We start from the raw sequence: 26,668 nt of genomic DNA on the forward strand, positions 1-26,668 counted from the left end.
ACCCTGGAACGATCAGCCCTCCTGATCAAAAGCTGTTGTTGGGTTACGTTGCGCTAACCCAACTTACCCTTGGCTTTAGCTGAGTCCTAGTTTACAGAAAACCGACTACCCTAGAATAACAAACCCACCCAATCAAGGTGGGTTCCTCAATCGCTTACCACTGGTCTAACTACTCTATGAAAATGAAATAATGAGCAGTCAGCAGCATTAATGAAATCCCAGTAAAGGTGTAAAGCCAGAAAAAGAGAGCTGCTAGAGCACGATCGAAGACACTTGTATGTTCACGGAGTAAGTCGGCATTGGCAAACATTGCTGACAAATAGCTCTCCTTGAACCTGTCTGTCAGTGCTTTAGGTAACGCCAGTGCTTGAGCGACATTTAGTATGTCCCAGCCACTGGCAAGCTCCAGTCCTAATTGATCTTTGGTTCTTTGATTCTTCCTCAGCTTCCTAACCGTTATTTGGCCAAAGGCTACAAATAGTATGCAGGTTAAAAAGAGTGCAGCTAGTACAACGCCCCAAAGAGGACCTACTACTTCCATAGATAATTAATCCATTCCAATAGTGGATCGTAAGCCCAATCAGCAGCTTTTTTAGCTGCATAATCAGTTCCCATAGAAGCGCCTGCGGCTACTGTTAGAATTACTGCACCTGTACCGATAAGATATACCCAGCCGACAGGTGTAGTAAGAGCTAGCAATGCTAGACCTGCATTTACTACCTGGGTCCCTACAAGCGCCCCTGCAGCAAAACCGCTAGCTTCGACAAACATCTTCTTCTCCCAGTTACCACCGGCCTTATAGGTATTGCGAATATCACCGACACGACTAGTAAAATCTATAGCTGCAAGCCCAGTACCCAATATTTTGGTGTACTTTGAGAGCTTAACGAGGTTGTGAGCTTCGATCTGGCTAGTAAAGTTCAATTTTGCAACGGAGCGCCCGCTTTCCGCGATATTTTTAGCGCGTGTCATGTTGGCTAGTGGGTGGCCTTTTCTAATCTTCTTCCCAGCGGTGACTAGTTCGATCTCTAGTTGAAACATTCGATTCATTTTCTCGTAGGCCCGTTGCATTCTGACCTCGCTCATTTGTCGACCACCACGATAACTCACTGCTTGCTTGTGTTGCATCACAGAGTTTTCAAAAGCTTTCACAGCATCTGCAAATGCACCAACACGGCCTCCATAGACAGAGGTAGCAGCACCCATACCAGCAGTACTGTATGGGTTGCTAATAGTAGACATCACTTGAGCCATAGCGACAGTTCTGTCTTCCCCAAACTCTGACACTAGGCCCATCAGGTTCTTAGCAGAAGACTGTGGCATAGAGGCTAGCGGGTTGATTATTCCTCGGTCTTGGGGTCTGGAGTAGTCACCGACCAAATAGGGTGTATAGGGGGATAACGTAGTCGGTATCTCGCAAGTGACGGTTTGTATGCTCTCAGTCGACAGGAGGTCACACAGGTGGTTTAGAGAAGAGATAGGTGTAGGTTTTTCACACATCAAGGCAGTAGCCATGCAAAGTTCCTTTTAAGTAGATTCCAATGAGCGGCGTGATGTTACAGGATGCTGCCATTGATGTCTTGCGCTTTTCTCCCTTGTGTTGGTACGGAAACTGGTACAGAATCGTGACCTCAAGTTGTGTGTGCGTAGCTTGGTGTTAACGAAGGTTAGAATCTTTGGCGACAAATTATTGGTGAGAAAGTTCTGGGTGGAAGCCTGTTCTTGACAGAACACTCTTCAATTTTATTTTTAGTTTCTGGATATCTGAACACTTTGTGTATCTGCATCTGCCGACCAAAAAGTAAGTAGTCTCAATCGGTAAGTGATCCAGCTGGCCGCACAGGGATTTGTAAGTGTTGTTGGATGTTAGCGCTAAGTTGGTTCGGACTCGGCCAAAGCGCGAGTTTTTATCTTTTTTGGTGCCCGGGTTGTAGTCGGCCTGTCCATCATAGTTTTCATCTTGCTATCTTTTGGCGTTCTCTTCAGATCTGATCCTTTAGTTCAATCCTATTGATTTCAATACCCTTTATTCTGGCGCTTTGTTTGAGCGTCGGGAGCATCATGTGTGCCGCTAATAGAAGGAAGGTTTAGTTGATCTGAGACCACTGTTGTCGGTGGGGGGAAGTGGTTAATAATTGCAAATGTTGTGCTATAGTGGGTATAAGTGGGTAAAAGTGGATATTTTTGGATTTGAGTGGTTAAAACGATTTTTTTAGATCGCAGATCCAGGCTTGTCTTTGGCGTGATTTGTAATTCATAGGTTGTTAAGCAAGGAATGAGTAACAACCTTTATTTAGGCAGGTGGTATGTTTCGAGGGATCAATCCTATCAATCTTGATGCAAAGGGACGTATGGCGATGCCGATGCGTTACCGGGAGCATATTGCCACGACCTGTGAAGGTCGGATGGTGGCGACGATTGATACTGATTCCCGTTGCTTACTGATGTACACCCAGCCTGAATGGGATGTGATTCAAAGCAAGATTGAGCAGCTGTCCAGTTTTAACCCGGTTACTCGTAGAATCCAGCGCTTGCTCATTGGTCACGCTACGGACTTGGAATTAGATGGGAACGGCCGATTGTTGCTACCTGCGACTCTTCGGGAGTATGCCTGTCTTGAGAAGAAAATCGTGTTACTGGGGCAGGGTAAAAAGTTTGAAATTTGGAGTGAAGATCAATGGCTGCAAACTCGTGATGCCTATCTTGATGAAGGGCAGGATGACGGCGTGATTCCTGAAGAACTGCAGTCGTTGTCACTATAGGGGGCGGTAGAATGAGTGAAAACTTTAAGCACATCACTGTTCTGCTGAATGAAGCAGTTGATCAGCTAATGGTCGACCCAGATGGCTTCTATGTGGATGGTACCTTTGGTCGTGGGGGGCATTCGCGCATGTTGCTTTCTAAACTGGGGGCGCAGGGGCAACTGCTGGGCATTGATAAGGACCCTCAGGCGATATTAGGAGGAGAACAGTTAGGTTCCGAAGACTCTCGGTTTTCGATCGCTCATGGGTCTTTTGCGGAAATGGAAACTCTGGTTCGGGAAAAATCCATGGCCGGAAAAGTTGATGGTGTGCTGTTAGATCTGGGGGTTTCATCGCCACAACTTGATGATGCCAGCCGGGGATTCAGCTTTCTCAATGATGGCCCCCTGGACATGAGAATGAATCCAGAAGTAGGTGAAAGTGCCGCTGAGTGGCTTGCACGGGCTAGCGAGAAAGAAATTGCGGATGTGCTGTTTACCTATGGAGAAGAGCGCTTTGGCCGTCGTATGGCGCGGGCGATTGTTCATGAGCGTGAGCTTAAGCCGATCGAGACAACACAGCGTTTATCGGAGATTGTTGCGGCAGCGAATCCAAAATGGGAAAGAGGTAAAAATCCAGCCACAAGAGCTTTTCAGGGGATTCGGATTCATATCAATCACGAGCTGGATGATCTTACGGCGTGTCTTGATCAGGCTTTAGAAGTATTGAGGGTCGGAGGTCGTCTCGTGGTGATCAGTTTTCACTCGTTAGAAGATCGAATTGTGAAGCGTTTTATACGCAAACATGTACGTGGCGATGAGATTCCAAAAGATTTACCTGTTCCGCAGTCGATGTTGAATCAGCGTCTTAAAGCGATAGGAAAGCCCGTTAAAGCGAGCGATGAAGAAGTAGAAAATAATGTTCGCTCACGCAGTGCAATTATGCGTGTTGCTGAAAAGTTAGCCTGATATACGTTTACCAGGTGAATTTACCAGGCAAAGATAATGGTTAGTCAAAATGCAACGATTGATGAAGGGGGAAACGGTGGGATTCCAGCAGCTTGGAGAAGGGGCGCTGTTGGGATCCTGACCGTTTTTGTGGTTGTTACCGCGTTAGCCGTTATTTACAGCGCATTTCTGTATCGGCAGTTGTTTAACGAACAGCAGCAACTGACCCAGTTGCGGGATGGTTTACAGGTTGAATGGGGCCAGTTGTTATTGGAACAAAGCTCTCTTGCAGCCCACAGTCGAATTGAAACGGTAGTCACTAAAAAGTTGGAGATGTACGTTCCAGAGCCGAATGAAATAGTAGTGGTGAGACAATGAGTAAGGAATCACCAATTCAAATTTATAAGCCGGGCGGTGCGAACAGCCTGAGTCAGGTCGAGGCTCAGGGGAACGTTGCTCTGGGGCCTGTCTATACCTGGCGTTTTCGTCTGGTATTGATTCTGCTGCTGTGTTTGGCCAGCGTTGTAATTGCTCGCATTGTTTATCTGCACTTGCTGGAAGATGAATTCCTGCAGGGACAGGGTGATGCCCGTAGCCTTAGAACTACCAGTATACCCGCACACCGTGGAATGATCCTGGATCGAAACGGCGAACCTCTTGCCGTCAGTGCGCCGGTTGAAAGTATCTGGCTTAATCCTCAGGAGTTCAGCCCGCAGGCTGATGATCTGAAGAAGTTGGCTAAAGCGGTTGGAATCAAAGAGCGCAAGCTTAAAGCGCTGGTGAAGCGTAGCCATAAAAAGCAGTTTCTTTACCTTAAGCGTCATATGACGCCTTCCCAGGCTGCTCAGGTATTGGATTTGAATCTGCAAGGTGTTTACGCCGACAACGAATATAAGCGCTATTACCCAGCAGCAGAGGTAGCGACGCATCTGGTTGGTTTCACTGATGTGGATGGTTTAGGACAGGAGGGTATGGAGCTTGCCTATAACGACTGGCTTAAAGGAGAGCCCGGCAAGAAGCGTGTGTTGAAGGATCGACTGGGACGAACGATTAAGGATATTCAGGCACTTAGTGCTGCTAACCCGGGCAGGGATTTGGCCTTAAGTATTGATCTTCGAGTGCAATACCTTGCTTATCGTGAATTGAAAGCGGCGGTCCAGGCGCACAGAGCCAAATCTGGATCTGCAGTGGTTGTTGATGTGCGGACCGGGGAAGTGCTGGCGATGGTTAACCAGCCTTCCTATAACCCGAATAACAGAAAGCGTATGAAAGTTGCTCATTTGCGTAATCGAGCAACGACAGATGTGTTTGAACCCGGGTCTACAGTTAAGCCTCTGACCGTCGCTGCGGCCTTGGCCAGCGGTAAGTACCGACCGGACACACAGGTGGATACCAGCCCGGGTTATGTGCGGGTTAAAGGAAAAACTATTCGCGATCACCGTAATTACGGAATTCTGGACCTGACTCGCATCATTACCAAGTCCAGTAACGTCGGGGTCACTAAACTGGCCCTGAGTCTTCATGAGGATACCGTAAGAAATCTGTTTTTTAATGCGGGCTTGGGACAGAGTACCGGATCAGGTTTTCCAGGTGAACGTACAGGAAGCTTACCGCACTATCCGGCTAAGAGATTGCTTGAGCGAGCAACCATGTCTTATGGCTATGGGTTGGCAGTGACTCCTTTGCAGTTAGCCCAGGCTTACACCACCTTGGCTTCCGGTGGAATCAAGTACCCATTGTCATTGATGAAGCTGGAAGGAGAGGCCGTTGGGGATCGTGTGATGCCAGAAAAAGTAGCCCGGCAAGTAGTGAAAATGATGGAAACGGTTATCCAGGCAGGCGGTACCGGACGGCGGGCAAAAGTTCCATCGTTTCGTGTGGCAGGTAAAACCGGAACCTCTCATAAAGTGGGTAGCCAGGGCTACTCAGATGACCAGTATGTTGCTGTTTTTGCGGGTCTTGCGCCAGCCAGCAATCCCCGTTATGTCACTGTTGTCATGATTGATGACCCTCAGGGTGAAGAGTACTACGGAGGGGAGGTGGCAGCTCCGGTATTTTCCAGAGTGATGGCGGGTACTTTGAGACTGATGAACGTGGCACCAGACATACTGCCACCTTCCCTGGAACAACAAATGGCCTGGAACTGAGATGATTGAACCTGTTGACCAAATGATGCTCGCAGAACTGCTGCCGGAAATGGCTGAACAGTTGAGTCGTCTCGGCCTGCAGAATGTCAGCTGTACTGGTTTGACTATTGATAGTCGTCGAGTTCAGAAAGGTGATTTGTTTTTAGCCTGTAAAGGTGAACAGTTTAACGGGTTGGATTTTGTGCCGGGTGCTATTGAGAAAGGTGCAGTTGCGATACTAATCAATAGTGAACAGGACCTTCAGTGCAATGATAAACAGGTACCGGTTATTGCGGTCGACCGGCTTGAACAGCGTTTATCTGAGCTAGGTAATCGTTTTTACCATAAGCCTTCTGAACAGTTGCATATGATCGGTATTACAGGGACTAACGGTAAGACTTCCTGTAGCCACTTTGTTGCTCAGGCTCTCGATTTACTCTCCAGTAAAAGTGCTGTTATTGGCACCAATGGTTATGGATTTCTCAGCAGTCTGGATACTGCAAGCCATACTACGCCTGATGCGCTTTACCTGCAGCGAATGTTCTCTGATTTGCATCGGCAAGGTGCAGAGAACCTGGTGATGGAGGTTTCTTCCCATGCCCTTGATCAGCGCCGAGTGTCCGGGGTTTCTTTTGATCAGGCTGTTTTTACCAATTTGACTCGAGATCATCTGGATTATCACGGGGATATGGAAGGGTACGGGGCTGCTAAGGCAAAGCTGTTTACGGATTACGGTATCAGTAAAGCGATCATCAACCTCGACGATCCCTTCGCCGACAAACTCCTGCGGCTTATTCCAAAAACGGTCGAAATCACTGGCTACAGTCTTGGGGAATCTGCAATTGATAAAGTGAATGCAGAGACAGGTTCCAGCCAGAAGAAAATGATTAATCAGATATGGGTTTCTCAAAGCTCTCTCGGACCGCAAGGCATAGAGGTCTCCCTACAGACTTCATTAGGCCAGATCAGTTTTAAGACATCGATCATTGGGGCATTCAACCTTTCCAATCTGATGGCGACCTTGGCTGTCCTCATCGGGAGAGGGTTTCAGCTGGATCAGCTGTCCCAGATCATGGCCAGGTTACAGGGTGTTGCAGGAAGAATGGAATCTGTCGCTGACGGTCAGGGGCGACTTATTGTCGTTGATTACGCTCATACACCGGATGCGTTGGAGAAGGCGCTTGTTGCTTTACGAAGCCACTGTGATGGTCAACTCTGGTGTGTGTTTGGTTGTGGAGGTGATCGAGATACGGGTAAACGAACCGAGATGGCCGCAATAGCTGAACGGTTGTCTGATTGTCCAGTCGTCACCAGTGATAATCCGCGAACTGAAAATCCAGAGCTCATTATTGAAGATATTCTGGATGGTTTTACATCGACCGAAGGTGTCATTGTAGAGGCGGATCGGGCCAAGGCTATCGCGCTGACATTGCTGAAAGCGAAGGCCGGAGATGTTGTGTTGATCGCTGGAAAAGGGCATGAGAACTATCAGGAAATCTGCGGTATCCGGCACCCATTCAGTGATGTTGATATGATCCGGTCGTGTCAGAGAGTGGGCGGTACTGTTAATTCAGACTGTTCAGGAAAAAAGGAGGCCAGTGGTGTATAGAGCTTTCCGCCTTGAGGAACTAAAGAAACCGCTGTCCGCTTCAGGACTGGGGGATGATGCTCAATTTGATCGTGTGAGCACGGATACCCGTAACTTGCAGCAAGGCGATCTGTTTGTTGCTTTGAGCGGTCCTAATTTTGATGGTAACCGATTTGTTGCTCAGGCTCGGGATCTGGGAGCTGTTGCTGCTATTGTCAGCGAATTTCAGCAGGTTGATATTCCGCAGTTAAAAGTGGCAGACACCCGCATAGCGCTGGGTCAGATAAGCGCTTTAAACCGCCAGTTGTATACCAATCCATTGGTTGCGATTACTGGTAGCAGCGGAAAAACCAGCGTCAAGGAGATGCTGGCCTCCATTCTTCGTACTCAAGGTGATGTTCTGGCGACTAAAGGGAACTTGAACAACGAAATTGGTGTCCCTTTGACCCTGTTGGAATTAAAGAGCCAGCATCGCTTTGGCGTAATTGAACTGGGAGCCAGCGGCTTGGGCGAGATTGCTTACACCGTCAGTCTGGCGGAACCTGACGTTGCTATTTTAAATAATGCCGGTGGGGCTCACCTTGAAGGGTTTGGTGATCTTAATGGTGTTGTTAAAGCCAAAGGAGAAATTTTTGAAGGGCTGACATCCGATGGGACTGGTGTTGTTAATTTGGACGATCCCAGCGCTTCAATCTGGTTAGCTCAGCTTAGGGATAAAAAACATCTGACCTTTAGTTTGTTGTCGGCCCACGCAGATCTTTTTGCCAGTCACATAGAAGAGGCTGTAAACGGTTGTTATGGATATGTACTGAATAGTCATGAAGGCTCGGTGCAGATCCAGCTCCAGGTTTTGGGGCGCCATATGATTGCCAATGCTATGGCAGCCGCCGCTGCTGCCATAGCATTGGGTATTGACCTTCAACAGATAAAAACAGGGTTGGAACAGTTTCAGGCAGTGCCTGGACGACTGGTTGCTTCGACTACGTCCGCAGGTACCCGAGTCATTGATGATACCTACAATGCAAATCCTGATTCCATGAAGGCAGCAATCGATGTACTGGGGGATCTTTCCGGTACTCGAATCCTGGTGATGGGCAACATGGGAGAGCTGGGGTCTGAGGCTGTCAATCTGCACAGGGAGATCGGTGACTATGCGGCAACACAGGGAATTGAGCTGTTGTTGGCCGTGGGTGAGCTGGCATCGGTTGCTGCGACGGCATTTAACACCAAGGGTGGTGAATCAAGAGTTTTTGAAAATAATCAGGCCTTGGCTACTTGGCTGAATAAGAGAGTAAATGAAGAAATGGTGGTTTTGATCAAAGGGTCGAGAAGTGCGGCAATGGAGACGGTTGTAGAAGCTCTGTTAACGGCTCCTTTGACAGTTGAGAGTTCGGCAGTAGAAAGCCAATCAGTGGTAAATAAAAACACAGAGGGGAACTGCTGAATATGTTACTGCTGCTAGCTGACTTCCTGACCCGCTATGATTCGGGCTTTGCTGTTTTCCAGTACTTAACTCTACGAGGAATTCTTGGTGTACTGACAGCTATGGCCATATCGGTGCTGATTGGGCCGGTGATGATTCGGAAACTGACCCACTATCAAATTGGTCAATCGGTCAGAGACGACGGCCCTCAAAGTCATTTAAGTAAAGCGGGCACTCCCACAATGGGCGGGGCTTTGATCTTAATTGCGATCGCTTTTAGTACGCTTTTGTGGGGTGATTTAAGCAACCTGTATGTATGGGTCGTGTTGGTGGTTACCTTGGTTTTCGGTGCTGTGGGATGGGTTGACGACTACCGGAAGGTGGTTGAGAAAAACTCTCGAGGCTTACCTGCTCGCTGGAAATATTTCTGGCAGTCCATCGCAGGATTTGGCGCTGCGGTGGTGCTTTATCTCAGTGCTTCCGGACCGGCAGAGACACAGCTGATCGTGCCCTTTTTTAAAGAAATCGTTGTGGATATGGGATTGTTTTTTATCGTCTTTACCTATTTCGTCATTGTGGGCACCAGTAACGCAGTCAATTTGACGGATGGGCTTGACGGTTTGGCAATTCTGCCAACGGTTATGGTTGCAGGGGCTTTGGGAATATTCAGCTATCTCAGTGGTCATATACGTTTCGCCGAATATTTGCAGATACCTTATATTCTCGGCTCAGGCGAGCTTATTGTATTTTGTGGTGCCATGGTGGGAGCTGGACTCGGGTTTCTGTGGTTTAACACCTACCCTGCACAGGTATTTATGGGTGATGTTGGCGCTCTTGCGTTGGGGGCGGCTCTCGGTGCTGTCGCTGTCATTGTGCGCCAGGAGCTGGTGTTGGTGATTATGGGGGGCGTGTTTGTTATGGAAACCGTATCGGTCATCCTTCAAGTCGGCTCGTATAAGCTAACTGGCAGGCGGATATTCCGAATGGCTCCATTGCATCATCATTTTGAGTTAAAAGGCTGGCCTGAACCGAGAGTCATTGTGCGGTTCTGGATAGTGACGGTGATCTTGGTATTGGTGGGCTTGGCCTCATTAAAGATTCGTTAAATAGACACTGGAAGAATCGGAACGCTGGAGTATCAGGAATTAACATGACGTTGATAGGTAGTGACAAGTTTACCATCGTCATCGGTCTGGGAAAGACCGGACTTTCCTGTGCCCGCTATCTGTCCAATTTGGGGGAGGCGTTTGGGGTTGTAGACACTCGTGCTGAGCCTCCATTGCTTGCGCAGTTCAGAGAAAACTACCCGGGTATTCCAGTGGAGTGTGGCGAGCTGAATGCTGATTCATTGATGCAAGCGTCTCGACTGATTGTCAGTCCGGGGGTTTCTCGTGACTTAGCTGCGATTCGTCAAGCTGAAGCGAGTGGAGTGGAAGTTCTGGGGGATATTGATCTTTTCTGTCGCGCTGCCAGGGCTCCTATCGTTGCCATAACCGGGTCCAATGCGAAAAGTACCGTGACCACTCTGGTTGGAGAAATGGCTAAATGTGCCGGGATTAATGTTGGCGTAGGGGGAAATCTGGGTATTCCTGTGCTGGAACTGTTAGCCAATGATGAACAGCAGGGGGGGGATGAAAAAGAGCTGTACGTGCTGGAGCTGTCCAGTTTTCAGTTAGAGACTACCTCTGAGCTCAGAGCTGCGGTAGCCACGGTGCTTAATGTCAGCCCAGACCATATGGATCGTTACCCGAATCTGATGGCCTATCACCAAGCCAAGCACAGGGTGTACAAAGGTTGTGAAAAAGCGGTATTTAATGGTGATGATTCACTAACTGCACCACTGATCCCCGAAGTTACCCCTCGTGCCCAGTTTGCTCTGAAAACACCGGATATTGGTAATTATGGTGTGATCACGGAGGGTGGAGAACAATTTCTGGCGCGAGGGTTGGAAAAACTGCTACCGGTCGAATCACTCAAGATGCCTGGACAACACAATGTAGCCAATGCTCTGGCGGCGCTGGCTCTGGGTGATGCGGTAAACATTCCTCTTCAGGCCATGCTGGATACTTTGCAAAAGTTCTGTGGTCTGGAGCACCGTTGCCAGTGGATTCGGGAACTGAATGGGGTGGAGTATTTTAACGACTCCAAGGGTACAAATGTTGGTGCTACTCTGGCGGCAATTGAAGGGTTTGGCAATCAACTCCAGCGTAAAGGTGAAGGCCGTATTGTTCTGATTGCCGGAGGAGATGGTAAAGGTGCTGATTTCTCCGACCTTAAAGAGCCCTTGCTTAAGTGGGGCCGAACGGCGGTGCTGATCGGCACAGACCGGGAATCAATCGCGGATGTATTAGAACCGGACATTAGCGTTTTAAGAGTGGACGGCTTTAAGGATGCCATAGAGCAGGCACGTAGTGCTGCCTGCCCCGGGGATATTGTTTTACTGTCACCGGCTTGCGCAAGCTTTGATATGTTCAAAGGTTTTGAAGATCGTGGTGATCAGTTTATGGCGCAGGTGAGGGCTCTGGTCGAGATAGAACAGCCTGAAAGAGCAGCATCTGAATATAGTCAGCCTTTAGACAAAGACGCTTCTGAAGAGAAAGTGTCACAGGATGACCAGTCATGAAACTGCCCACAGTGAAATGGCCGATGGTGTGCAAGACGCCCACAGTGGAACAATCAACTGCCTATGATGGCTGGTTGTTGTTTAGTGCTATTTGTCTGATTTTATGTGGTTTTTTAATGATAACCTCGGCTTCGATGGAAGTGGCAGGACTAAGGTATGGTTCGCCGTTCTTCTTTTCTCTTCGCCACCTTGCCTTTATTACTATCGGTATGGTTGCCGCGTTAGCTGCGTTTTTTGTCCCGTCGAAGCTTTGGCAACGTACTGGACACTGGTGGTTACTGGCGGCATTTTTGCTGCTGGTCGTGGTTTTGATACCGGGTATTGGTCGGGAGGTTAATGGTAGTCAACGGTGGATTCCGCTGGGTCCTATTAACATGCAGGCTTCCGAATTAGCGAAGTTGTTTATGATTATCTATATGGCCGGTTATCTCGTCAGGCACCTGGATGAAGTACGCACTCGCTGGAGTGGTTTTGTGAAGCCTATGGGAGTGGTTTCGGTATTTATAGTGTTGCTGATTCTCGAACCTGATTTTGGAGCGGTAGTGGTTCTGATGGGGTCGGTACTGGGAATGATTTTCCTCAGTGGTATGCGTCTTGGTCAGTTTCTCGTGGTTATACTGGGGAGTTTAGGCTTGGTCGCTGGTATGGCCGTTTCCCAACCTTATCGAATGCAACGACTGATTACCTTTCTTGACCCCTGGGCAGATCCTTTTGGCAGCGGCTATCAATTGTCGCAGGCTCAGATTGCTTTTGGTCGCGGAGAATTTTCCGGGTTGGGGCTGGGTAACAGCGTGCAAAAACTGTTCTATCTTCCTGAGGCCCATACCGACTTTGTATTTTCGGTATTAGCGGAAGAGCTTGGACTGATTGGTGCCCTGCTGATAGTTTCACTGTTTATCGTTCTGATTGTCAGGACATTCTACATTGGTCGGAAATCTGAGCTGATGAAGCGTTATTACCAAGCCTATGTCTGCTATGGCATTGGGTTGGTTATCGCAGCCCAGGCGCTGATTAATATTGGTGTTAATGTTGGCGTACTACCTACCAAAGGGTTGACTCTGCCGCTGGTGAGTTATGGCGGAAGTAGTTTAATCGTATCGATGGTAATGCTGGCGTTACTATCGCGCATTCAGTTTGAAAATCACTATATAGCGAAAAAAATAGCCGAAAAAGGTGCCCATCAGGACGAAGGTGCTGAGCGGGTGAACACTGATAATAAAGCGAAAAAAAGAAAGAAACGGGAAAAAACTGATGCCATGGGTCTAGATGCTAAAGGCCTGAATGCTGCGGATCTAAATAAGAATGTCAGGGTATCCCGGGACTTCTCCAAAGGTCTGGAGGCGACATCATGAATACTGTCCAGATCAATGAATCGAAAGTACAGGTCATGAACGGTGGGACTTCCGGTAAAGGCCTGTCAACGAAAGAGGCATCGGTAAAGCCTATGTCTGCAAAACCGGTGTCCGCAAAAACGATGCCTGCAAACACAAGGGTGCTGATTATGGCTGGGGGGACCGGTGGGCATGTTTTTCCGGCCCTGGCTACTGCTGAGATTATGCGGGATCGGGGGATTGATATTCAGTGGCTGGGCACGTCCGCAGGTATTGAAGCTGATTTGGTGCCGAGTGCAAATATCACTTTGCATACTATCAGCGTATCAGGTTTACGGGGTAAAGGGCGTTTGAGCCTGCTGGCAGCTCCTTTAAGGTTGTTTCGAGCTCTTTGGCAGGCCCTGAGAGTTATACAGAGTGTACGTCCTGATTGCGTATTGGGCATGGGAGGCTTCGCGAGCGGGCCTGGAGGGTTAGCTGCCTGGTTGTTGAGGGTGCCGGTCCTGATACATGAGCAAAACGCAATTCCCGGGATGACCAACAAGGTACTGTCAAAGTTGGCAACTCAGGTTATGGAAGCGTTTCCGGGTGCCTTTGCCGGTGGTGCCAATGCGCTTTGTACCGGGAATCCCATTCGCAGCAATATTGTCAATGTCTCGGTTCCTGCAGTGCGTTACAGCACTCGTCAGGGGCCGCTGAGATTGCTGGTGATCGGGGGGAGCCTGGGCGCGAAAGCGATAAACGAAACGCTGCCTCGGGCATTAGCCCGGATAGCGGAAGATAACCGGCCTGATGTCTGGCATCAGGCCGGTAAACGCAATTTTGATTCTACTGCCGAAGATTACAACCAATTTCAGGTCAAGGGGCGGGTGGTTGCGTTTATTGATGACATGAATAAGGCCTATGAATGGGCTGATCTTGTGCTTTGTCGAGCAGGAGCTTTGACCGTCAGCGAACTCTGTGCGGCTGGCGTTGCTTCTTTGCTGGTCCCTTATCCCCATGCCGTAGATGATCATCAGACAGAAAATGCCCGTTATCTTACGACTCATAAAGCCGGTGTTTTGCTTCCTCAGAGCGAATTAACTGAAGAACGTCTGATCGATTTGTTAACCGAATTAAATGACAGGTCTAGACTGCTAGAAATGGCGGAAATTGCACGATCACTAGCCAGGATCGATTCCAGTCAGATTGTCGCCGAACAGTGTATTAAATCCATATCAGGAGTGGCCCGTGAAGGCTAAAAACAGATACCAGTATGAGTTACCGGAGATGCGCAGAATCGGCCGTATCCATTTTGTCGGTATCGGTGGTGTTGGCATGTGTGGTATAGCCGAAGTACTGCTGAATCAAGGGTACCAGATTGCTGGTTCAGACCTGAAACGCTCTGCTGTGACTGACCGACTTGAAAGTCTGGGAATGACCATTTTCATTGGTCATCAGGAAAGCAATATAGAAGATGTTGATGCTGTTGTCGTTTCCAGTGCGGTAAATGAAGAGAATCCGGAGGTTAAGGCGGCGCGAATGAACAGAATCCCGGTTGTCCGCCGTGCCGAAATGCTGGCCGAATTGATGCGCTACCGACATGGTATTGCGATTGCCGGAACTCATGGAAAAACAACCACAACAAGTTTGATGGCAGCCGTATTTTCTCAAGGTGGAGAAGATCCTACCTTTGTTATCGGTGGCAAGCTTACCAGTGCTGGTACCAATGCGAGGCTCGGCGACAGTCGCTACCTGGTTGCTGAGGCCGACGAAAGTGATGCTTCTTTTTTACATCTTCAGCCTATGGTTGCCATCGTAACTAATATCGATGCAGATCACATGTCCACTTACGGCGGTGATTTTGAACAGTTGAAAAAAACCTTTATAGAGTTTCTGCACAACCTTCCTTTTTATGGGCTGGCAGTACTCTGTACTGATGATCCGATAGTTGAAGAAATTCTGCCCAAGATCAGCCGCCCCATCCTGACCTATGGTTTTAATGAGGATGCTGACTTCAGGGCCGTGAATGTTCGCCAGGAAGGTATGCGTACCAGTTTTACAGCGCTGAGACCAAAGGGATCTGCTGACCTGGACATTACCCTGAATATGCCGGGGTTACACAATGTATTGAATGCGTTGTCGGTGATAGCCGTTGCTACGGATGAAGGGCTGGATGATAAAGCCATTGTTGAAGGTCTTGGCCAGTTTGAAGGGGTTGGCCGCCGGTTCCAGATAATGGGGAATTTTGATCTGCTTACTGCCGCTGGTAATGAATTTGAAGCTGATTCTGTGATGATGGTCGACGACTATGGCCATCACCCCAGAGAAGTTGCTGCAACTATACAGGCTATTCGCAGTGGTTGGCCCGAAAAGCGTTTGGTGATGGTTTATCAACCTCATCGCTATAGCCGCACGCGGGATTTGTATGAAGATTTTGTTCAGGTTCTTTCTGAAGTGGATGTGTTGTTACTGATGGATATTTATCCAGCCGGTGAGGAGCCTATTGCTGGGGCTGATGGTCGTAGTCTTTGCCGCTCTATTCGACAACGGGGTCAGGTTGATCCGGTATTTGTTGAGCGGGGAGAGGACGTAGCGAAGGTGCTTCAGAACATTTTACATCCAGGAGATCTTCTGTTGACTCAGGGAGCAGGAGATATTGGCACCGTATCTTCAAGCCTGGCACAACGCAAATTACAGCCTTTGGAGGAGGTGTAATCATGGCTGCAGTTAACATTAATGCCGTTGCCCTCGATGCGCTTAAGCTTGGTATCCCGGACCCCAGTTCCTTTGGTCGTGTTGCGGTGATATTTGGTGGGAACTCTTCGGAGCGGCCCGTTTCTCTGAAAAGTGGGATGGCTATTTTTGAAGCGCTGAAATCCAGTGGTGTTGATGTCTTTGCCATTGATCTTTTTGGACCAGAAGGTGACCTTAATCCGATTCAGCAATTGCAGGCAGAGCCGATAGATCTTGCTTTTATTGCACTTCATGGACCTGGTGGTGAAGACGGAACCATTCAAGGTGCGCTTGAAATGCTTGGTATTCCTTATACCGGAAGTGGTGTGATGGCGTCGGCACTGGGGATGGACAAGCTGCGTTGTAAGCAGTTGTGGAAAAGTCTTGAATTGCCGTCTCCTCCTCATCAGGTTTTGAATGCCGATTCTGACTGGCAGCAAGCCGCTGATCAGATTCAATTACCGGCGATGGTTAAGCCTGCTCATGAAGGTTCAAGTATTGGCATGGTCAAGGTGGATAATGCTGAAGCGCTTGCTGAGGCATATCAGTCAGCGGCAAAGCTTGATAGCTGTGTCTTTGCTGAACGCTGGATTACCGGGCGGGAATACACTGTGGCAATTATCAACGGTAAGGCTTTACCGGTGATTCGGTTGGAGACACCTCACCTGTTTTATGATTATGACGCCAAGTATGTGTCTGATGATACGGATTATCATTTTGATACCGAGTTGGACGAAGCAGGAATCGCTGAGATTCAGACGTTGTCTGTTCGAGCATTCAATACCGTCGGTTGTGAAGGCTGGGGACGGGTTGATGTTATGCAGGACCAGGATGGAAAGTTCTGGCTGTTGGAGGTGAATACCATACCGGGCATGACTGATCACAGCCTGGTGCCGATGGCAGCAAAGCAAGCAGGGTTAAGTTTTGAGCAATTGGTCTTGGCCATTTTAGCTGGGGCCGACGGTGCGCAGAAACATAAAGGCCTTAAACAGCCAGTAGGTGTTAATAGTAAATGAAACCTTTGTTGGCAGGTTCAATTGGCAAGACAGCCAGAGGTATCAGCCTCTATGAACTGCTGCTGTGGTTGCAGCTGCCATTATTTGCCGGGTTGTTCTATTACGGTGGTACCTGGGCGGTTAAATGGTTGGATCAGCCGCTGGAAAATATCTCAATGGTTGGCACATTTGGTCATACCGATAAGAGTGGGCTACGTCAGCTGGTATGGAATCAAGTAGAGAAAAGGTATCTGGAGATTGATCTGGCCGATGTTAAGCAAGCGTTGGAAGCCCATCCATGGATCCACCAGGTTGATGTTCGCCGTCAATGGCCGACCGGATTGAAGGTTAAGGTAACAGAAGAGATTCCTGTCGCCCGCTGGGGTGACCAGGGGTTATTGAATAGTGAAGGACGGGTATTCGTACCGCAGCAGATTGATGGCGCGGGTGAAAACCTTCGCGTTTTAAAAGAGAGGCAATTCCAGGAGCTGCCGAAACTGTTAGGGCCGGAGTCGCGAACGTTGACAGTTATGGAACAGTTTCGATCGCTTAACCAGCAGATGAAGCCGCTACAGTTGCAACTATCATCACTGGAGCTGGAGCCAAGAGGGGCCTGGAGTCTGACCCTTAATAATGGCATACGCATGTTGCTGGGAAGAGGGGATGTGGTTAATAAAATGCATCGTTTCAGTCGAGTGTACGACTCGCAGTTAGCAAACCATGCAGACAAGATTAAACAGATTGATGTGCGCTACACCAATGGTTTAACCGTTACCTGGAGACAGCCACCTAAGGCTCAGAGTTAATGGCATGCTGTTTTCGGTCACGATGGGGTGATGGACTTAGTTCAAAATTATTGGTTGGAAGTTGGAAGGTAAAGACAAAGAGTTGAGAGCTGTTAGTAATAAACAGTTAATTGAAAGCAACGGGTTCGATAGCGATTTTAAAGAGAGCAGGAAATTAAGGTGCCAGAAGAACACAACAACATGATAGTAGGTCTGGATATCGGTACCTCCAAAGTGGTGGCTTTGGTGGGGGAAGTCGGTCCTGACGGTCGTATCGATGTGATTGGTATAGGCTCTCATCCCTCTCGAGGGTTGAAACGTGGTGTCGTGGTTAATATTGAATCCACGGTTCACTCAATTCAACGGGCGGTGGAAGAAGCTGAATTGATGTCGGGCTGTAAAATTCATTCAGTCACTGCGGGTATTGCTGGTAGTCATATCAGTTCAATGAATTCTCACGGTATTGTCGCTATTCGTGATCGGGAAGTTATTGACTACGACTTAGACCGGGTTATTGATGCCGCTCGTGCTGTAGCTATTCCGGCTGATCAGAAAATTCTCCATATCCTGCCACAGGAATATGTCATTGATAACCAGGAAGGGATTAAGGAACCCCTGGGCATGTCTGGCGTACGCTTGGAAGCCAAAGTTCACCTGGTTACCGGGGCGGTTAATGCGGCACAGAATATTGAGAAATGCATCCGGCGTTGTGGTTTGGATGTGGATAACATTGTACTGGAACAACTGGCATCCAGTTATTCCGTCTTAACTGAAGACGAGAAAGAACTGGGGGTCTGTATGGTGGATATTGGTGGTGGAACTACTGATATTGCTGTCTTTACCGCTGGTTCCATTCGTCATACCGCGGTGATACCTATTGCAGGGGATCAGGTGACCAATGACATTGCGATGGCCTTGCGTACACCAACACCTCATGCTGAAGAAATTAAGATCAAATATGCGTGTGCACTGGCTCAGTTATCCAGTGCTGACGAGATTATCAAGGTGCCTAGTGTTGGAGATCGTCCGCCACGAGATCTTAGCTGTCAGGCGTTAGCTGAAGTGGTGGAGCCACGTTACGACGAATTATTTACCCTGGTTCAAACGGAGTTACGTCGAAGTGGTTTCGAGGATCTGGTTGCTGCTGGCATTGTTCTGACCGGCGGAACTGCAAAGATGGAAGGAACAGTTGAGCTGGCAGAGGAAATATTTCATATGCCAGTACGCCTGGCCAAACCGGTTGGGGTTTATGGCATTAACGATATTATTGGCAACCCCATCTATGCAACAAGTGTCGGGTTGCTCCTTTACGGTGAAAAACACTATCAGCAGCAACAGCAACTACCGGCGGAGATTCAAGTTTCGCGACCAAGTATGCTTAATCGAATGAAAAGCTGGTTCCAGAGTAATTTCTGAGGGCCCTGTAAAGAAGGTCATCTACAAGAATGACCAACCCGATAATAAGGTCAATCCGTAGATGATTGACAACAAGTAATAGTCTTGCAGTCGTCGTTTTTAAGCCACTGTCTGCAGCCTATAAATATACAGTTTTAGTGAATTAAAGATCTCGAGCCAAAACTCGGGGTAGATCCAAAGGGGAGATGGGATATGTTTGAACTAGTCGACAACTTACCTCAAAGCGCAGTGATCAAAGTGATCGGTGTTGGTGGTGGTGGCGGCAATGCCGTTCAACACATGCTGGCCAGCGAGGTAGACGGGGTAGAGTTTATCTGTACCAACACGGATGCCCAGGCTCTTAAGGGAGATGGGCAATGCAGCCAATTGCAAATTGGTAGCCAATTAACCAAAGGACTGGGGGCCGGTGCAAATCCTGAGATTGGTCGCCAGGCCGCAATGGAGGATCGTGAACGTATTGCCGATCTGCTCAGTGGTGCCGATATGGTATTTATCACCGCTGGCATGGGCGGTGGTACCGGTACCGGTGCTGCACCTATCGTTGCAGAAGTTGCTAAGGAACTCGGTATTCTGACAGTGGCGGTCGTGACCAAACCTTTCCCATTTGAAGGACGTCGACGGAGTAAGATTGCTGAGGAAGGGATTAAGGATCTGTCACAAAATGTCGACTCCCTGATCACTATTCCTAATGAAAAACTGCTGTCCGTATTGGGGAAAAACACCTCTCTGATAGAGGCTTTTAAAGAGGCCAACAATGTATTGCAGGGCGCTGTTCAAGGGATTGCTGACCTGATTATCCGTCCCGGCATGATCAATGTCGATTTTGCTGATGTGCAAACAGTCATGTCAGAAATGGGTATGGCTATGATGGGCACCGGAGTGGCTCGGGGCGAAGATCGTGCGCGTATTGCAGCAGAAGAGGCCATTCGCTGCCCACTGCTTGAGGATATCGATCTTCAGGGAGCAAAAGGTATTCTGGTCAATATCACTGCTGGTCTTGATTTGGGGTTGGGAGAGTTTGCCGAAGTCGGTGACACCATTGAAGAATTTGCTTCCGATAATGCTACCGTGGTTGTCGGGACAGTAATTGATCCGGAAATGAGTGATGAACTAAAAGTGACCGTAGTTGCCACAGGACTGGGAAATCGTGAAGTGCCTGCTGTGAAGGTAGTAAGCAACGGCCAGCGTAAAGTTGACGGTACTTTGGATTTCGATCAGTTGGATCTTCCCACTGTGCTAAGAAGACAGAATGATACCAGTGCTCAGCCACAGGCGCGGCCTCAGCGTGCTATGAATGTAAGCGCGGAACAGGAGGCTGTTGAGCTGAAAAAAACCGGAACTGACGAAGAGATGGAATTTTTGGAAATTCCCGCTTTCTTGAGACGTCAGGCTGACTAATCTTAGGCTATCCTAAGGCAATGTCGTTTCCGGGATATGCTTTTATTGGCTGTCCTGTGTTCAGTCGGGTGTGCAATAATAGCTGTAGACCGTAATTGATAGATCAGGGGCACAGATTGTGGAGCGCTGTAAATAAAGTGACAGCTTTGTTATCATGCGCCATAGTTTTTGTGGGCACTCTTTTGCTTGGATGCTCTTTATACGTGAACAACCTTTTTACCTGAATAGAATGTCGGTGCGAATGATTAGACAACGAACGCTCAAAAATGCTATCAAGGCCACTGGTGTCGGGCTTCACACCGGTGAAAAGGTATATCTGACGCTAAAACCTGCGCCAGTAGATACCGGCATCGTCTTCCGTCGTATTGATCTCGATCCGCCGGTGGAAATTAAAGCCTGGGCTGAAAATGTTGGCGATACGACTATGTCAACCAATTTGGCAAACAACGGAGTTCGGGTCGCTACTGTTGAACACCTGTTGTCCGCGTTGGCTGGGCTGGGTATCGACAATGCATATATTGAACTCAGCGCTGAAGAAGTCCCCATTATGGACGGCAGCGCGGCACCTTTTGTCTTTCTGATTCAATCTGCGGGAATTCAAGAGCAGGATGCGCCAAAAGCCTTTATTCGAATCAAGCGTAAAGTGATGATTGAACAAGGCGGAAAGTGGGCTTGCTTTGAACCTTTTGACGGTTTCAAAGTAGGATTTACCATTGAATTTGACCACCCGGTATTTCGTGACCGCAACAAACAGTGTTGCCTGGATTTTTCCAGTACGTCTTTTGTGAAAGAAGTGAGTCGAGCCAGAACATTTGGTTTTATGCGTGATATAGAACATCTGCGAGCCCAGAATCTGGCTTTGGGTGGAAGCATGGACAATGCCATCGTGGTGGACGATTATAGAGTCCTCAATGAGGATGGGCTGCGTTATGATGATGAATTCGTTAAGCACAAAGTTTTGGATGCTGTAGGTGATTTGTATCTGTTGGGCAAAAGCCTGATTGGTGAATTTAAAGGCTTTAAATCCGGCCACTACCTTAACAATCTATTGCTACGCGAATTGTTGAATGATAAGGATGCATGGGAAATCGTTACTTTCGATGATGCCGAAGAGGCCCCTATATCCTATGTTCAGCCAGTGTTGGCGACTTAGGGTTTGTATTCATAGATTAGTATTTAATAGATTTATGCTGTACAGGCCCTGGAAAAGGAGCTTCTTTTCCTAAGGTTGGTTGATAGGGCTTGTTGTATTCTATAAAAGCTGTTGTACCTTGTTTAGATTCCAGAAAAACCGGAACTGAGTGATCAGTACCGGTTTTTTTATTTCCGTTGGCTATTTCATAGATGCTGGCGTAGTTATGAGTTGAGTTCGTGGGTTTCTTCGCCTGTCTTTTTAGTTTTCCGCTTTTTGTCATTAAAAAGTCATTTACTGCTGCCAAGATGCCTTGACACCAACAACGGAGGGCGTGCAATGAACTGGTTCATGCAGATGCTTAATCGTAGTCGATTGGCCTTGAGAAAATCCCCACCGGGGATAAGCGACCGAAATTCATACGGATACCCACATATTTCACTACATTCTTCAGATTCTCCTGTTTCAGGACGAGTAAAATCGACCTGAGTTTGGGTTGAATGCAGGGAAGGTGATATAACAACAGAGGGAGCTTGTCAGGCTTTACTAAGGGTCTGTAGGATCCATTGTTTTAATTGTGGTTCCTGTAATGCTCCCGTTATTCTTTCTAACTCCCTACCTTGATGAAAGATAATAAGAGTGGGGATACTGCGGATGTTGCATAGAGCGCTGGTTTGAGGTGCCAGTTCAGTATTTACCTTAGCAAACAACAATCTTTCAGACTGACTGGCTGTTTTCTGGTAAATGGGGGCCATGCTTTGGCAGGGGCCGCACCAGGCTGCCCAGAAATCAACTATGACCGGTAATTGGTTATCTCGAATATACTTGGAAAAATTACTGTCATTTAGTACGACGGGCTTAAAGGTATGCAGGCCGTTTTGGCATTTGCCGCATTTTCCTTCCGTATGAGACTTGTCTTCAGGTATGCGATTGGTTGTCCCACAGTTGGGACAAATGATCAGCAAGCCATTACTCATAGTGATCTCCCATATTGGCAGCCCATAAAAGCGTTTCATCATAAACCATAATGGCTGACTAAGTTATCAGCCTGTTGATGACTCCTCAGTCGCCAGAACTGATGACCTGGATAGAGAGTTGGCTGAGTGATCGTGATCAGGGGTTGATAGCTAAACAGGGTATCCGTTGCTTCTTTGATTTCATTACTGGCGATTACCCGGCAGTCTCCTTCCTGGCCAGCGCAGTCAAAAATGGTATCCCAGTCAGAGATACCTGGTTGTAACTTTTGCTCGATAGTTAAGGAAGGCTGAATTGCACCTGAATATTCTGGCTGTTTGATCAGATGCAGACGACAATAAAAGTGCAGCATCTGTTTTGAGCACCGTTTCAGGTTTTGTTCCATCTCCAAGGCTGCTGTTGCGCACTGAACTGGACTAAGACTCTGGCCGCTATCAAAAACGATCAGCAAGGAATTACCTAATTGCTGGTGGATTTCACCACCGTGTTTTTCTGCTATTTGTATGCATTGCTGGAGTGGCTGCTTGCTGTGATTTCTAAAACTGGAAAAATATAAAGACAGGAAAAGCAGTGCCAGTGTGCAGTTCTCTGGCAGTAAAGCAGGTGATGCCTTGTCTACATTGATTTTGAGAGCCAGTTTGGTTTTTTCAACAGGGTGTTCTTTTGGATCTTCACCCAGAGCAGCTATCTCAACACCAAAGAACAGAGCGAGTTCTCTGGCAGTTCTATAGTTGACTGAATGGCCTGACTCAGCCCGTTTTATTGAAGATATCGATACTCTTATGCGTTTTTGCCGACACTTGTCTGCCATCGCTTCCTGACTATAGCCCATGTTCTTTCTGAGGTTTTTCAGTTTAGTTCGGTTAAGTTTGATTTTGCCTGGTGATGAGCCCTGCTCTGTATTCATGATATTCCTCACGTCAATTAGAATAGTGACTTCGATCAACACTGGGGTAACAGCCGTTTAAGCGGGAACCCCAAAGGAAATAACCTTCTATAGAAACAGCTACCCTGATGCCAGTAGTGGCGAAATAGGGTTGCCAGAAATTCAGGACTACAAAGAAGTTTGCTGAACAGCCTGTTTGGAGTGATCTCAGGTCGTACGACAGCCAACCGACAATGCTTGATTCAGTGAGGTCAGTGGGCGGTGTATGAGGTGGTGGAGTAGCCATATCATTGGCTGAGAACATTCCATGTCTGTTAACTTAATTCCTCTGGCACTTTTTGAGCTTGCCTGACCAATACTTGTGGTAAGCATCCCGCGATATATGTTCTGCCGGAAGCATAGTCTAGTGATGTAACTAAGTACAACTCAGTTAAGTGGAATAAGCATATAAAAAAAGATCATGAGGGATTAACCCTGTAAAGGAAAAAGGATGGTCTATAGTTAACTTCCCCCTGTAACAAAGAATACTGGTAGCTTGAGCCCTGTTGGAAACAGCAGGGCTCCTTTATAGATTTTATCATCAGGTTTCTATTTTTTTTATCTCCCCTCGATTATTTACCACGCCAGTGGGTTTTTCCAGCTTTACTCTATGGGCTCGGCGGCGATAAATTCCCTCCAGTGTGTAGATCAGCAGTGCTGACCAGATGATGGAAAAGCCGACGATACGTTGTTGGTCAAATGGTTCATTGTAGATCCATACTCCCAGTGCAAGCTGAATACTGGGCCCAATGTATTGCAACAGGCCAAGGGCTGTCAGACTAATACGTCGAGCACTGTAGGCGAATAGCAGCAAGGGGAGGGCGGTTGCGATGCCGGTTCCTGCCAGTAGTAAGTCGTGGCTGATACTCAGGTTGCCAAAACTACCACTGCCCTGATAACCCAGATAGAGTAAATATAGAAATGCCGGTAGTGTTAGAAATGAGGACTCCAGAGCTAACCCTTCCATTGATTCAAGTTGAGATTGCTTTCTAAGCAGGCCATAGAATCCAAATGTCAGAGCTAACCCTATTGCGATCCAGGGAACCTGTCCGTAGCTAAGGGTTAAGTAAAGTACGCCAGTTGCAGCAACTGTAATAGCAAACCACTGCCACGGACGCAGTCGTTCCTGCAGGAAAAACACACCGAGAACGACATTCAGAAGCGGATTGATGTAATAACCTAGACTGGCCTCAACGATGTAACCAGCGTTTACCGACCAGATATAAATCATCCAGTTGCTACCTAACAGCAAGGAGCAGCCGAAGGCATTTAACAATACCTTGGGCTGAGTTCGGGCTTTTGTTATCCAGCTCCACTGGGTGCGAAATAAAAGCAGTACCAGTATAAAGAGCAGGGACCAGACCATCCTGTGACTCAGTATTTCAGTCGCGGGTGTCTGATCCACGCTTTTCCAATATACCGGTAAGAAGCCCCAGAGCACAAAGGCTCCGAGGGCAGCGAGAATTCCACTATTCATTCGCTATCGGGCTCCATCGTCAAATTCTTACTGGATGGAATAAGCCATTGTTGAAGTCGATCCCCCCAGTGATAGAGAGACAGACCAAGGCATATCAGTATGGCCCCCTGAAGTAGTGACATCGTTAAAGGTTCCTGATTCAACAGATTGCCTAAGGTCAGAGCTATAACCGGTGTAATCAGTGTGACTAAGGCTACAGTGGTTGGAGACAACTTTTGCAGCACGTAAAAATAGCTGACAAATCCCAGAAGAGATCCAAACAGCGCCAAATATAAAATGGCCCAGAATGAACGATTGCCAGGGTCCAGGGTGGGTAGCTGTCCGTCAATTAAAATCCAGGTCAGCAAATACAGCGGAACTGAGCACCATAGAGCACCAACCGTCTGTGCCAGAGGGTGAATCTTGATATTAACACCTTTAATCAATACACCGCTGGCGCTGAACAAGGCTACGGCGCCTAATAGCAGGGCTACGCCAGCCAGTCGTCCATCACTCAGATCCATACCGTCACCAAGTACCCTGGCAAGTCCTAGGATCGATATAATCAGGGCTAGCCAACGTACGCCACTGAATCCCTTTTCTTTCAGCCAGATGAAAGCGAACAGGCCTGAGATCATTGGTGAAAGGCCAAAAATCAGCGAAATTAAGCCAGAGGGAACCAGGCGTGCTGCCAAATAACAGAGTAACATCGCGCCGTAGATACCTAGCACTGCATAACCGTAACTTTTCAGAGCAAGATTGTTCCAGGGTAGGGAGATTCGCCAGAATCGTAATGCCATGGTTCCAACCACTGCTGCAATCGCCATGCGCAACAGAGCTGCCATCACCGGTGATACCGCCTCACTGCTCCAAACGACAGCCAGGGGGGTTGTGGACCAAACTACAACAACGGTCAAATACGGGATGGTTATCGAAGCGTTTGAAATCGACGAATCAGTGGTCGACACGTTTTATCTCCTTATCAGAATTCCCGGCATTTTTGTATTGTCGGGACATGTTCAGTTGTCAGCAGTGCGGGCAACCTTGGCTGTCACTTTACCTTCCTCGGTTATCAGTGACTTTGGAGCATATCGGCAATCAGAAAATGCAGGTGGTATGCATTGTCTACTGGGAGTTACACCAGGGACTGCACCCGATTTTGGGCATAAAAAAAGGCCGCAGGTTGAAAACGCTGCGGCCTTAAATCCAGTAGGTGCTCAATCAGTTAAAAACACTCCGAATCCAGGCCGCTGACAGCGGCTCGCGGCATTTCAGCCAGTCGCTGATTGCGACCGACATTGCCGGATTAAGATCTGTCCGCATAAAGACAGTGTTTTGAGTCGATTGAGTTGCCATAGCAGCTGATTGTGGGTGGAATACTGTATTTTGTCAATTATCTTTAACAAATGTGGGCTAAATATTTATCAACCGAAATCTTTTTGTTCTGGTAGGCTGGGAGCCTGCTGAAATACGGGCTGCAGATGATTCATACTATGTTGATGCAGCTCTATGAACCTTATCGATTGTTAGCGTTGCTGAGGGTAAATACTCGCAGTTGTCGTAGCCGTTGTAATATCAGTAACCCGTTATAGAAGTAGCTTTAGGAGTAAATCATGCCATCAGAGAATGATCACAACACACCGCCGGATTCTATTCCTGCACTGAAGACCATTGCGATGCCTGCGGATACCAATCCGAATGGCGACATTTTTGGTGGGTGGTTGTTGGCGCAGATGGACTTAGCCAGTGGTACCTTCGCATCGCAGCAGGTGGAAGGACGTGTGGCAACCGTCGCAATCGATGCGATGAGCTTTCATAAACCTGTCAATGTTGGTGATGAAGTCAGCTGTTATTGCAACGTGGCAAAGGTCGGCCGAACCTCCATTACTATCGAAGTGGAGATATGGGTCCAACGGCATCATTCCCGAAAAAAGGAAAAGGTAACAGAAGGCCGCTTTATTTTTGTTGCTCTTGATGACAATGGGCGTTCCCGCGAGATTCGTCGCGGATAAACTCATCATTTATCAACGTGAAGGGCGCTGTTTTCTCTCCTGCCATAGAGAACCTAAGGTGTTTGAGACGCAGCGTCGTT

General features: G+C 48.0%; 25 protein-coding genes. 18 read left to right on the plus strand and 7 right to left on the minus strand.

From position 1 onward, the window contains the following. Positions 1-169: 169 nt before the first annotated feature. A complete protein-coding gene (locus BGP75_RS08980) occupies positions 170-541 on the minus strand; it encodes a hypothetical protein (protein WP_076717899.1) in 372 nt (123 codons plus the stop codon). Then, positions 532-1,242: a hypothetical protein gene (locus tag BGP75_RS27180; RefSeq protein WP_233152888.1), complete on the minus strand. Its 711-nt coding sequence runs from the start codon at positions 1,240-1,242 to the stop codon at positions 532-534. Before BGP75_RS27180 ends, BGP75_RS08980 begins: the two co-directional genes overlap by 10 nt. Positions 1,243-2,306: 1,064 nt before the next feature. Here BGP75_RS27180 and mraZ point away from each other — a divergent pair. The 16 genes from mraZ (at position 2,307) to lpxC (ending at position 21,241) form a co-directional block, all read left to right on the plus strand. Next, positions 2,307-2,762, plus strand: coding sequence for a division/cell wall cluster transcriptional repressor MraZ (mraZ, locus tag BGP75_RS08990; protein ID WP_076717904.1), 456 nt, complete (start codon positions 2,307-2,309; stop codon positions 2,760-2,762). An 11-nt stretch (positions 2,763-2,773) separates the two neighbouring features. Next, entirely contained in the window at positions 2,774-3,709 is a 936-nt protein-coding gene (gene rsmH, locus BGP75_RS08995) for a 16S rRNA (cytosine(1402)-N(4))-methyltransferase RsmH (protein WP_076717906.1), read from the plus strand. A 36-nt stretch (positions 3,710-3,745) separates the two neighbouring features. Further along, positions 3,746-4,066: a cell division protein FtsL gene (ftsL, locus tag BGP75_RS09000; protein WP_083704715.1), complete on the plus strand. Its 321-nt coding sequence runs from the start codon at positions 3,746-3,748 to the stop codon at positions 4,064-4,066. After that, a complete protein-coding gene (locus BGP75_RS09005) occupies positions 4,063-5,835 on the plus strand; it encodes a penicillin-binding protein 2 (protein ID WP_083704716.1) in 1,773 nt (590 codons plus the stop codon). The genes ftsL and BGP75_RS09005 overlap by 4 nt, the downstream gene beginning before the upstream one ends. A gap of 1 nt (position 5,836) precedes the next feature. Next, positions 5,837-7,423, plus strand: a complete 1,587-nt coding sequence (locus BGP75_RS09010; RefSeq protein WP_233152889.1) for a UDP-N-acetylmuramoyl-L-alanyl-D-glutamate--2,6-diaminopimelate ligase — start codon at positions 5,837-5,839, stop codon at positions 7,421-7,423. After that, entirely contained in the window at positions 7,416-8,846 is a 1,431-nt protein-coding gene (gene murF, locus BGP75_RS09015; protein WP_076717908.1) for a UDP-N-acetylmuramoyl-tripeptide--D-alanyl-D-alanine ligase, read from the plus strand. Before BGP75_RS09010 ends, murF begins: the two co-directional genes overlap by 8 nt. A 2-nt stretch (positions 8,847-8,848) precedes the next feature. Then, positions 8,849-9,931 carry a phospho-N-acetylmuramoyl-pentapeptide-transferase gene (mraY, locus tag BGP75_RS09020; RefSeq protein ID WP_076717910.1) on the plus strand — a complete coding sequence of 361 codons (1,083 nt, stop codon included), beginning with the start codon at positions 8,849-8,851 and terminating at the stop codon, positions 9,929-9,931. Positions 9,932-9,975: 44 nt separating this feature from the next. Further along, complete coding sequence (gene murD / locus BGP75_RS09025) at positions 9,976-11,448, plus strand: UDP-N-acetylmuramoyl-L-alanine--D-glutamate ligase (RefSeq protein WP_076717912.1); 1,473 nt, start codon at positions 9,976-9,978, stop codon at positions 11,446-11,448. Further along, positions 11,445-12,800 (plus strand): putative lipid II flippase FtsW, encoded by a 1,356-nt coding sequence (ftsW, locus tag BGP75_RS09030; RefSeq protein ID WP_076717914.1) that lies wholly within the window; start codon positions 11,445-11,447, stop codon positions 12,798-12,800. The genes murD and ftsW overlap by 4 nt, the downstream gene beginning before the upstream one ends. Beyond that, positions 12,797-14,020: an undecaprenyldiphospho-muramoylpentapeptide beta-N-acetylglucosaminyltransferase gene (gene murG / locus BGP75_RS09035; RefSeq protein WP_369832112.1), complete on the plus strand. Its 1,224-nt coding sequence runs from the start codon at positions 12,797-12,799 to the stop codon at positions 14,018-14,020. The genes ftsW and murG overlap by 4 nt, the downstream gene beginning before the upstream one ends. Before the next feature lie 28 nt (positions 14,021-14,048). Beyond that, complete coding sequence (gene murC / locus BGP75_RS09040) at positions 14,049-15,476, plus strand: UDP-N-acetylmuramate--L-alanine ligase (protein ID WP_076717982.1); 1,428 nt, start codon at positions 14,049-14,051, stop codon at positions 15,474-15,476. 2 nt (positions 15,477-15,478) lie between these two features. After that, a complete protein-coding gene (locus BGP75_RS09045; protein WP_076717916.1) occupies positions 15,479-16,510 on the plus strand; it encodes a D-alanine--D-alanine ligase in 1,032 nt (343 codons plus the stop codon). After that, entirely contained in the window at positions 16,507-17,295 is a 789-nt protein-coding gene (locus tag BGP75_RS09050) for a cell division protein FtsQ/DivIB (protein WP_076717919.1), read from the plus strand. Before BGP75_RS09045 ends, BGP75_RS09050 begins: the two co-directional genes overlap by 4 nt. 180 nt (positions 17,296-17,475) lie before the next feature. After that, positions 17,476-18,690 carry a cell division protein FtsA gene (ftsA, locus tag BGP75_RS09055; protein ID WP_076717983.1) on the plus strand — a complete coding sequence of 405 codons (1,215 nt, stop codon included), beginning with the start codon at positions 17,476-17,478 and terminating at the stop codon, positions 18,688-18,690. A gap of 192 nt (positions 18,691-18,882) precedes the next feature. Continuing rightward, on the plus strand, positions 18,883-20,088 hold the full coding sequence (ftsZ, locus tag BGP75_RS09060; RefSeq protein WP_076717921.1) for a cell division protein FtsZ: 1,206 nt from the start codon (positions 18,883-18,885) through the stop codon (positions 20,086-20,088). Positions 20,089-20,329: 241 nt separating this feature from the next. Beyond that, entirely contained in the window at positions 20,330-21,241 is a 912-nt protein-coding gene (gene lpxC, locus BGP75_RS09065; RefSeq protein ID WP_076717923.1) for a UDP-3-O-acyl-N-acetylglucosamine deacetylase, read from the plus strand. Positions 21,242-21,257: 16 nt separating this feature from the next. Here lpxC and BGP75_RS09070 read toward each other — a convergent pair whose 3' ends face one another. The 5 genes from BGP75_RS09070 to BGP75_RS09090 form a co-directional block, all read right to left on the minus strand. Next, positions 21,258-21,527, minus strand: coding sequence for a hypothetical protein (locus BGP75_RS09070; protein ID WP_143821021.1), 270 nt, complete (start codon positions 21,525-21,527; stop codon positions 21,258-21,260). 229 nt (positions 21,528-21,756) lie between these two features. Further along, positions 21,757-22,197: a thioredoxin TrxC gene (gene trxC / locus BGP75_RS09075; protein ID WP_233152890.1), complete on the minus strand. Its 441-nt coding sequence runs from the start codon at positions 22,195-22,197 to the stop codon at positions 21,757-21,759. Between the two features lie 38 nt (positions 22,198-22,235). Further along, on the minus strand, positions 22,236-23,102 hold the full coding sequence (locus tag BGP75_RS09080) for a helix-turn-helix transcriptional regulator (protein WP_076717928.1): 867 nt from the start codon (positions 23,100-23,102) through the stop codon (positions 22,236-22,238). A 559-nt stretch (positions 23,103-23,661) separates the two neighbouring features. Further along, positions 23,662-24,597, minus strand: a complete 936-nt coding sequence (gene rarD / locus BGP75_RS09085) for an EamA family transporter RarD (RefSeq protein WP_076717930.1) — start codon at positions 24,595-24,597, stop codon at positions 23,662-23,664. Beyond that, complete coding sequence (locus BGP75_RS09090; RefSeq protein WP_233152892.1) at positions 24,594-25,493, minus strand: DMT family transporter; 900 nt, start codon at positions 25,491-25,493, stop codon at positions 24,594-24,596. The genes rarD and BGP75_RS09090 overlap by 4 nt, the downstream gene beginning before the upstream one ends. On the opposite strand from BGP75_RS09090, the gene BGP75_RS27375 reads away from it, so the two are divergent. Then, the gene (locus BGP75_RS27375) at positions 25,402-25,830 is read left to right on the plus strand and encodes a hypothetical protein (protein WP_233152893.1); all 429 of its coding nucleotides are present in this window, start codon (positions 25,402-25,404) and stop codon (positions 25,828-25,830) included. The two genes, BGP75_RS09090 and BGP75_RS27375, sit on opposite strands and share 92 nt — an antisense overlap. Positions 25,831-26,189: 359 nt before the next feature. Beyond that, positions 26,190-26,588 (plus strand): acyl-CoA thioesterase, encoded by a 399-nt coding sequence (locus BGP75_RS09100; protein ID WP_076717934.1) that lies wholly within the window; start codon positions 26,190-26,192, stop codon positions 26,586-26,588. Positions 26,589-26,668 lie beyond the last annotated feature (80 nt).

The organism is Motiliproteus sp. MSK22-1, from assembly GCF_001968815.1.
GTDB lineage: Bacteria > Pseudomonadota > Gammaproteobacteria > Pseudomonadales > Balneatricaceae > Motiliproteus.

Bases quoted from the DNA above. Each gene is read 5' to 3' on its own strand.
- mraZ (WP_076717904.1), top strand. From the start codon at position 2,307: ATGTTTCGAGGGATCAATCCTATCAATCTTGATGCAAAGGGACGTATG.
- ftsZ (WP_076717921.1), top strand. From the start codon at position 18,883: ATGTTTGAACTAGTCGACAACTTACCTCAAAGCGCAGTGATCAAAGTG.
- BGP75_RS09010 (WP_233152889.1), top strand. From the start codon at position 5,837: ATGATTGAACCTGTTGACCAAATGATGCTCGCAGAACTGCTGCCGGAA.
- BGP75_RS09100 (WP_076717934.1), top strand. From the start codon at position 26,190: ATGCCATCAGAGAATGATCACAACACACCGCCGGATTCTATTCCTGCA.
- BGP75_RS27180 (WP_233152888.1), bottom strand. From the start codon at position 1,242: ATGTCTACTATTAGCAACCCATACAGTACTGCTGGTATGGGTGCTGCT.
- BGP75_RS08980 (WP_076717899.1), bottom strand. From the start codon at position 541: ATGGAAGTAGTAGGTCCTCTTTGGGGCGTTGTACTAGCTGCACTCTTT.
- mraY (WP_076717910.1), top strand. From the start codon at position 8,849: ATGTTACTGCTGCTAGCTGACTTCCTGACCCGCTATGATTCGGGCTTT.
- ftsL (WP_083704715.1), top strand. From the start codon at position 3,746: ATGGTTAGTCAAAATGCAACGATTGATGAAGGGGGAAACGGTGGGATT.
- ftsW (WP_076717914.1), top strand. From the start codon at position 11,445: ATGAAACTGCCCACAGTGAAATGGCCGATGGTGTGCAAGACGCCCACA.
- murD (WP_076717912.1), top strand. From the start codon at position 9,976: ATGACGTTGATAGGTAGTGACAAGTTTACCATCGTCATCGGTCTGGGA.
- BGP75_RS09045 (WP_076717916.1), top strand. From the start codon at position 15,479: ATGGCTGCAGTTAACATTAATGCCGTTGCCCTCGATGCGCTTAAGCTT.
- trxC (WP_233152890.1), bottom strand. From the start codon at position 22,197: ATGAGTAATGGCTTGCTGATCATTTGTCCCAACTGTGGGACAACCAAT.
- murG (WP_369832112.1), top strand. From the start codon at position 12,797: ATGAATACTGTCCAGATCAATGAATCGAAAGTACAGGTCATGAACGGT.
- BGP75_RS09005 (WP_083704716.1), top strand. From the start codon at position 4,063: ATGAGTAAGGAATCACCAATTCAAATTTATAAGCCGGGCGGTGCGAAC.
- BGP75_RS27375 (WP_233152893.1), top strand. From the start codon at position 25,402: ATGCGCAACAGAGCTGCCATCACCGGTGATACCGCCTCACTGCTCCAA.
- BGP75_RS09080 (WP_076717928.1), bottom strand. From the start codon at position 23,102: ATGAATACAGAGCAGGGCTCATCACCAGGCAAAATCAAACTTAACCGA.
- rsmH (WP_076717906.1), top strand. From the start codon at position 2,774: ATGAGTGAAAACTTTAAGCACATCACTGTTCTGCTGAATGAAGCAGTT.
- BGP75_RS09050 (WP_076717919.1), top strand. From the start codon at position 16,507: ATGAAACCTTTGTTGGCAGGTTCAATTGGCAAGACAGCCAGAGGTATC.
- rarD (WP_076717930.1), bottom strand. From the start codon at position 24,597: ATGAATAGTGGAATTCTCGCTGCCCTCGGAGCCTTTGTGCTCTGGGGC.
- murC (WP_076717982.1), top strand. From the start codon at position 14,049: ATGCGCAGAATCGGCCGTATCCATTTTGTCGGTATCGGTGGTGTTGGC.
- lpxC (WP_076717923.1), top strand. From the start codon at position 20,330: ATGATTAGACAACGAACGCTCAAAAATGCTATCAAGGCCACTGGTGTC.
- ftsA (WP_076717983.1), top strand. From the start codon at position 17,476: ATGATAGTAGGTCTGGATATCGGTACCTCCAAAGTGGTGGCTTTGGTG.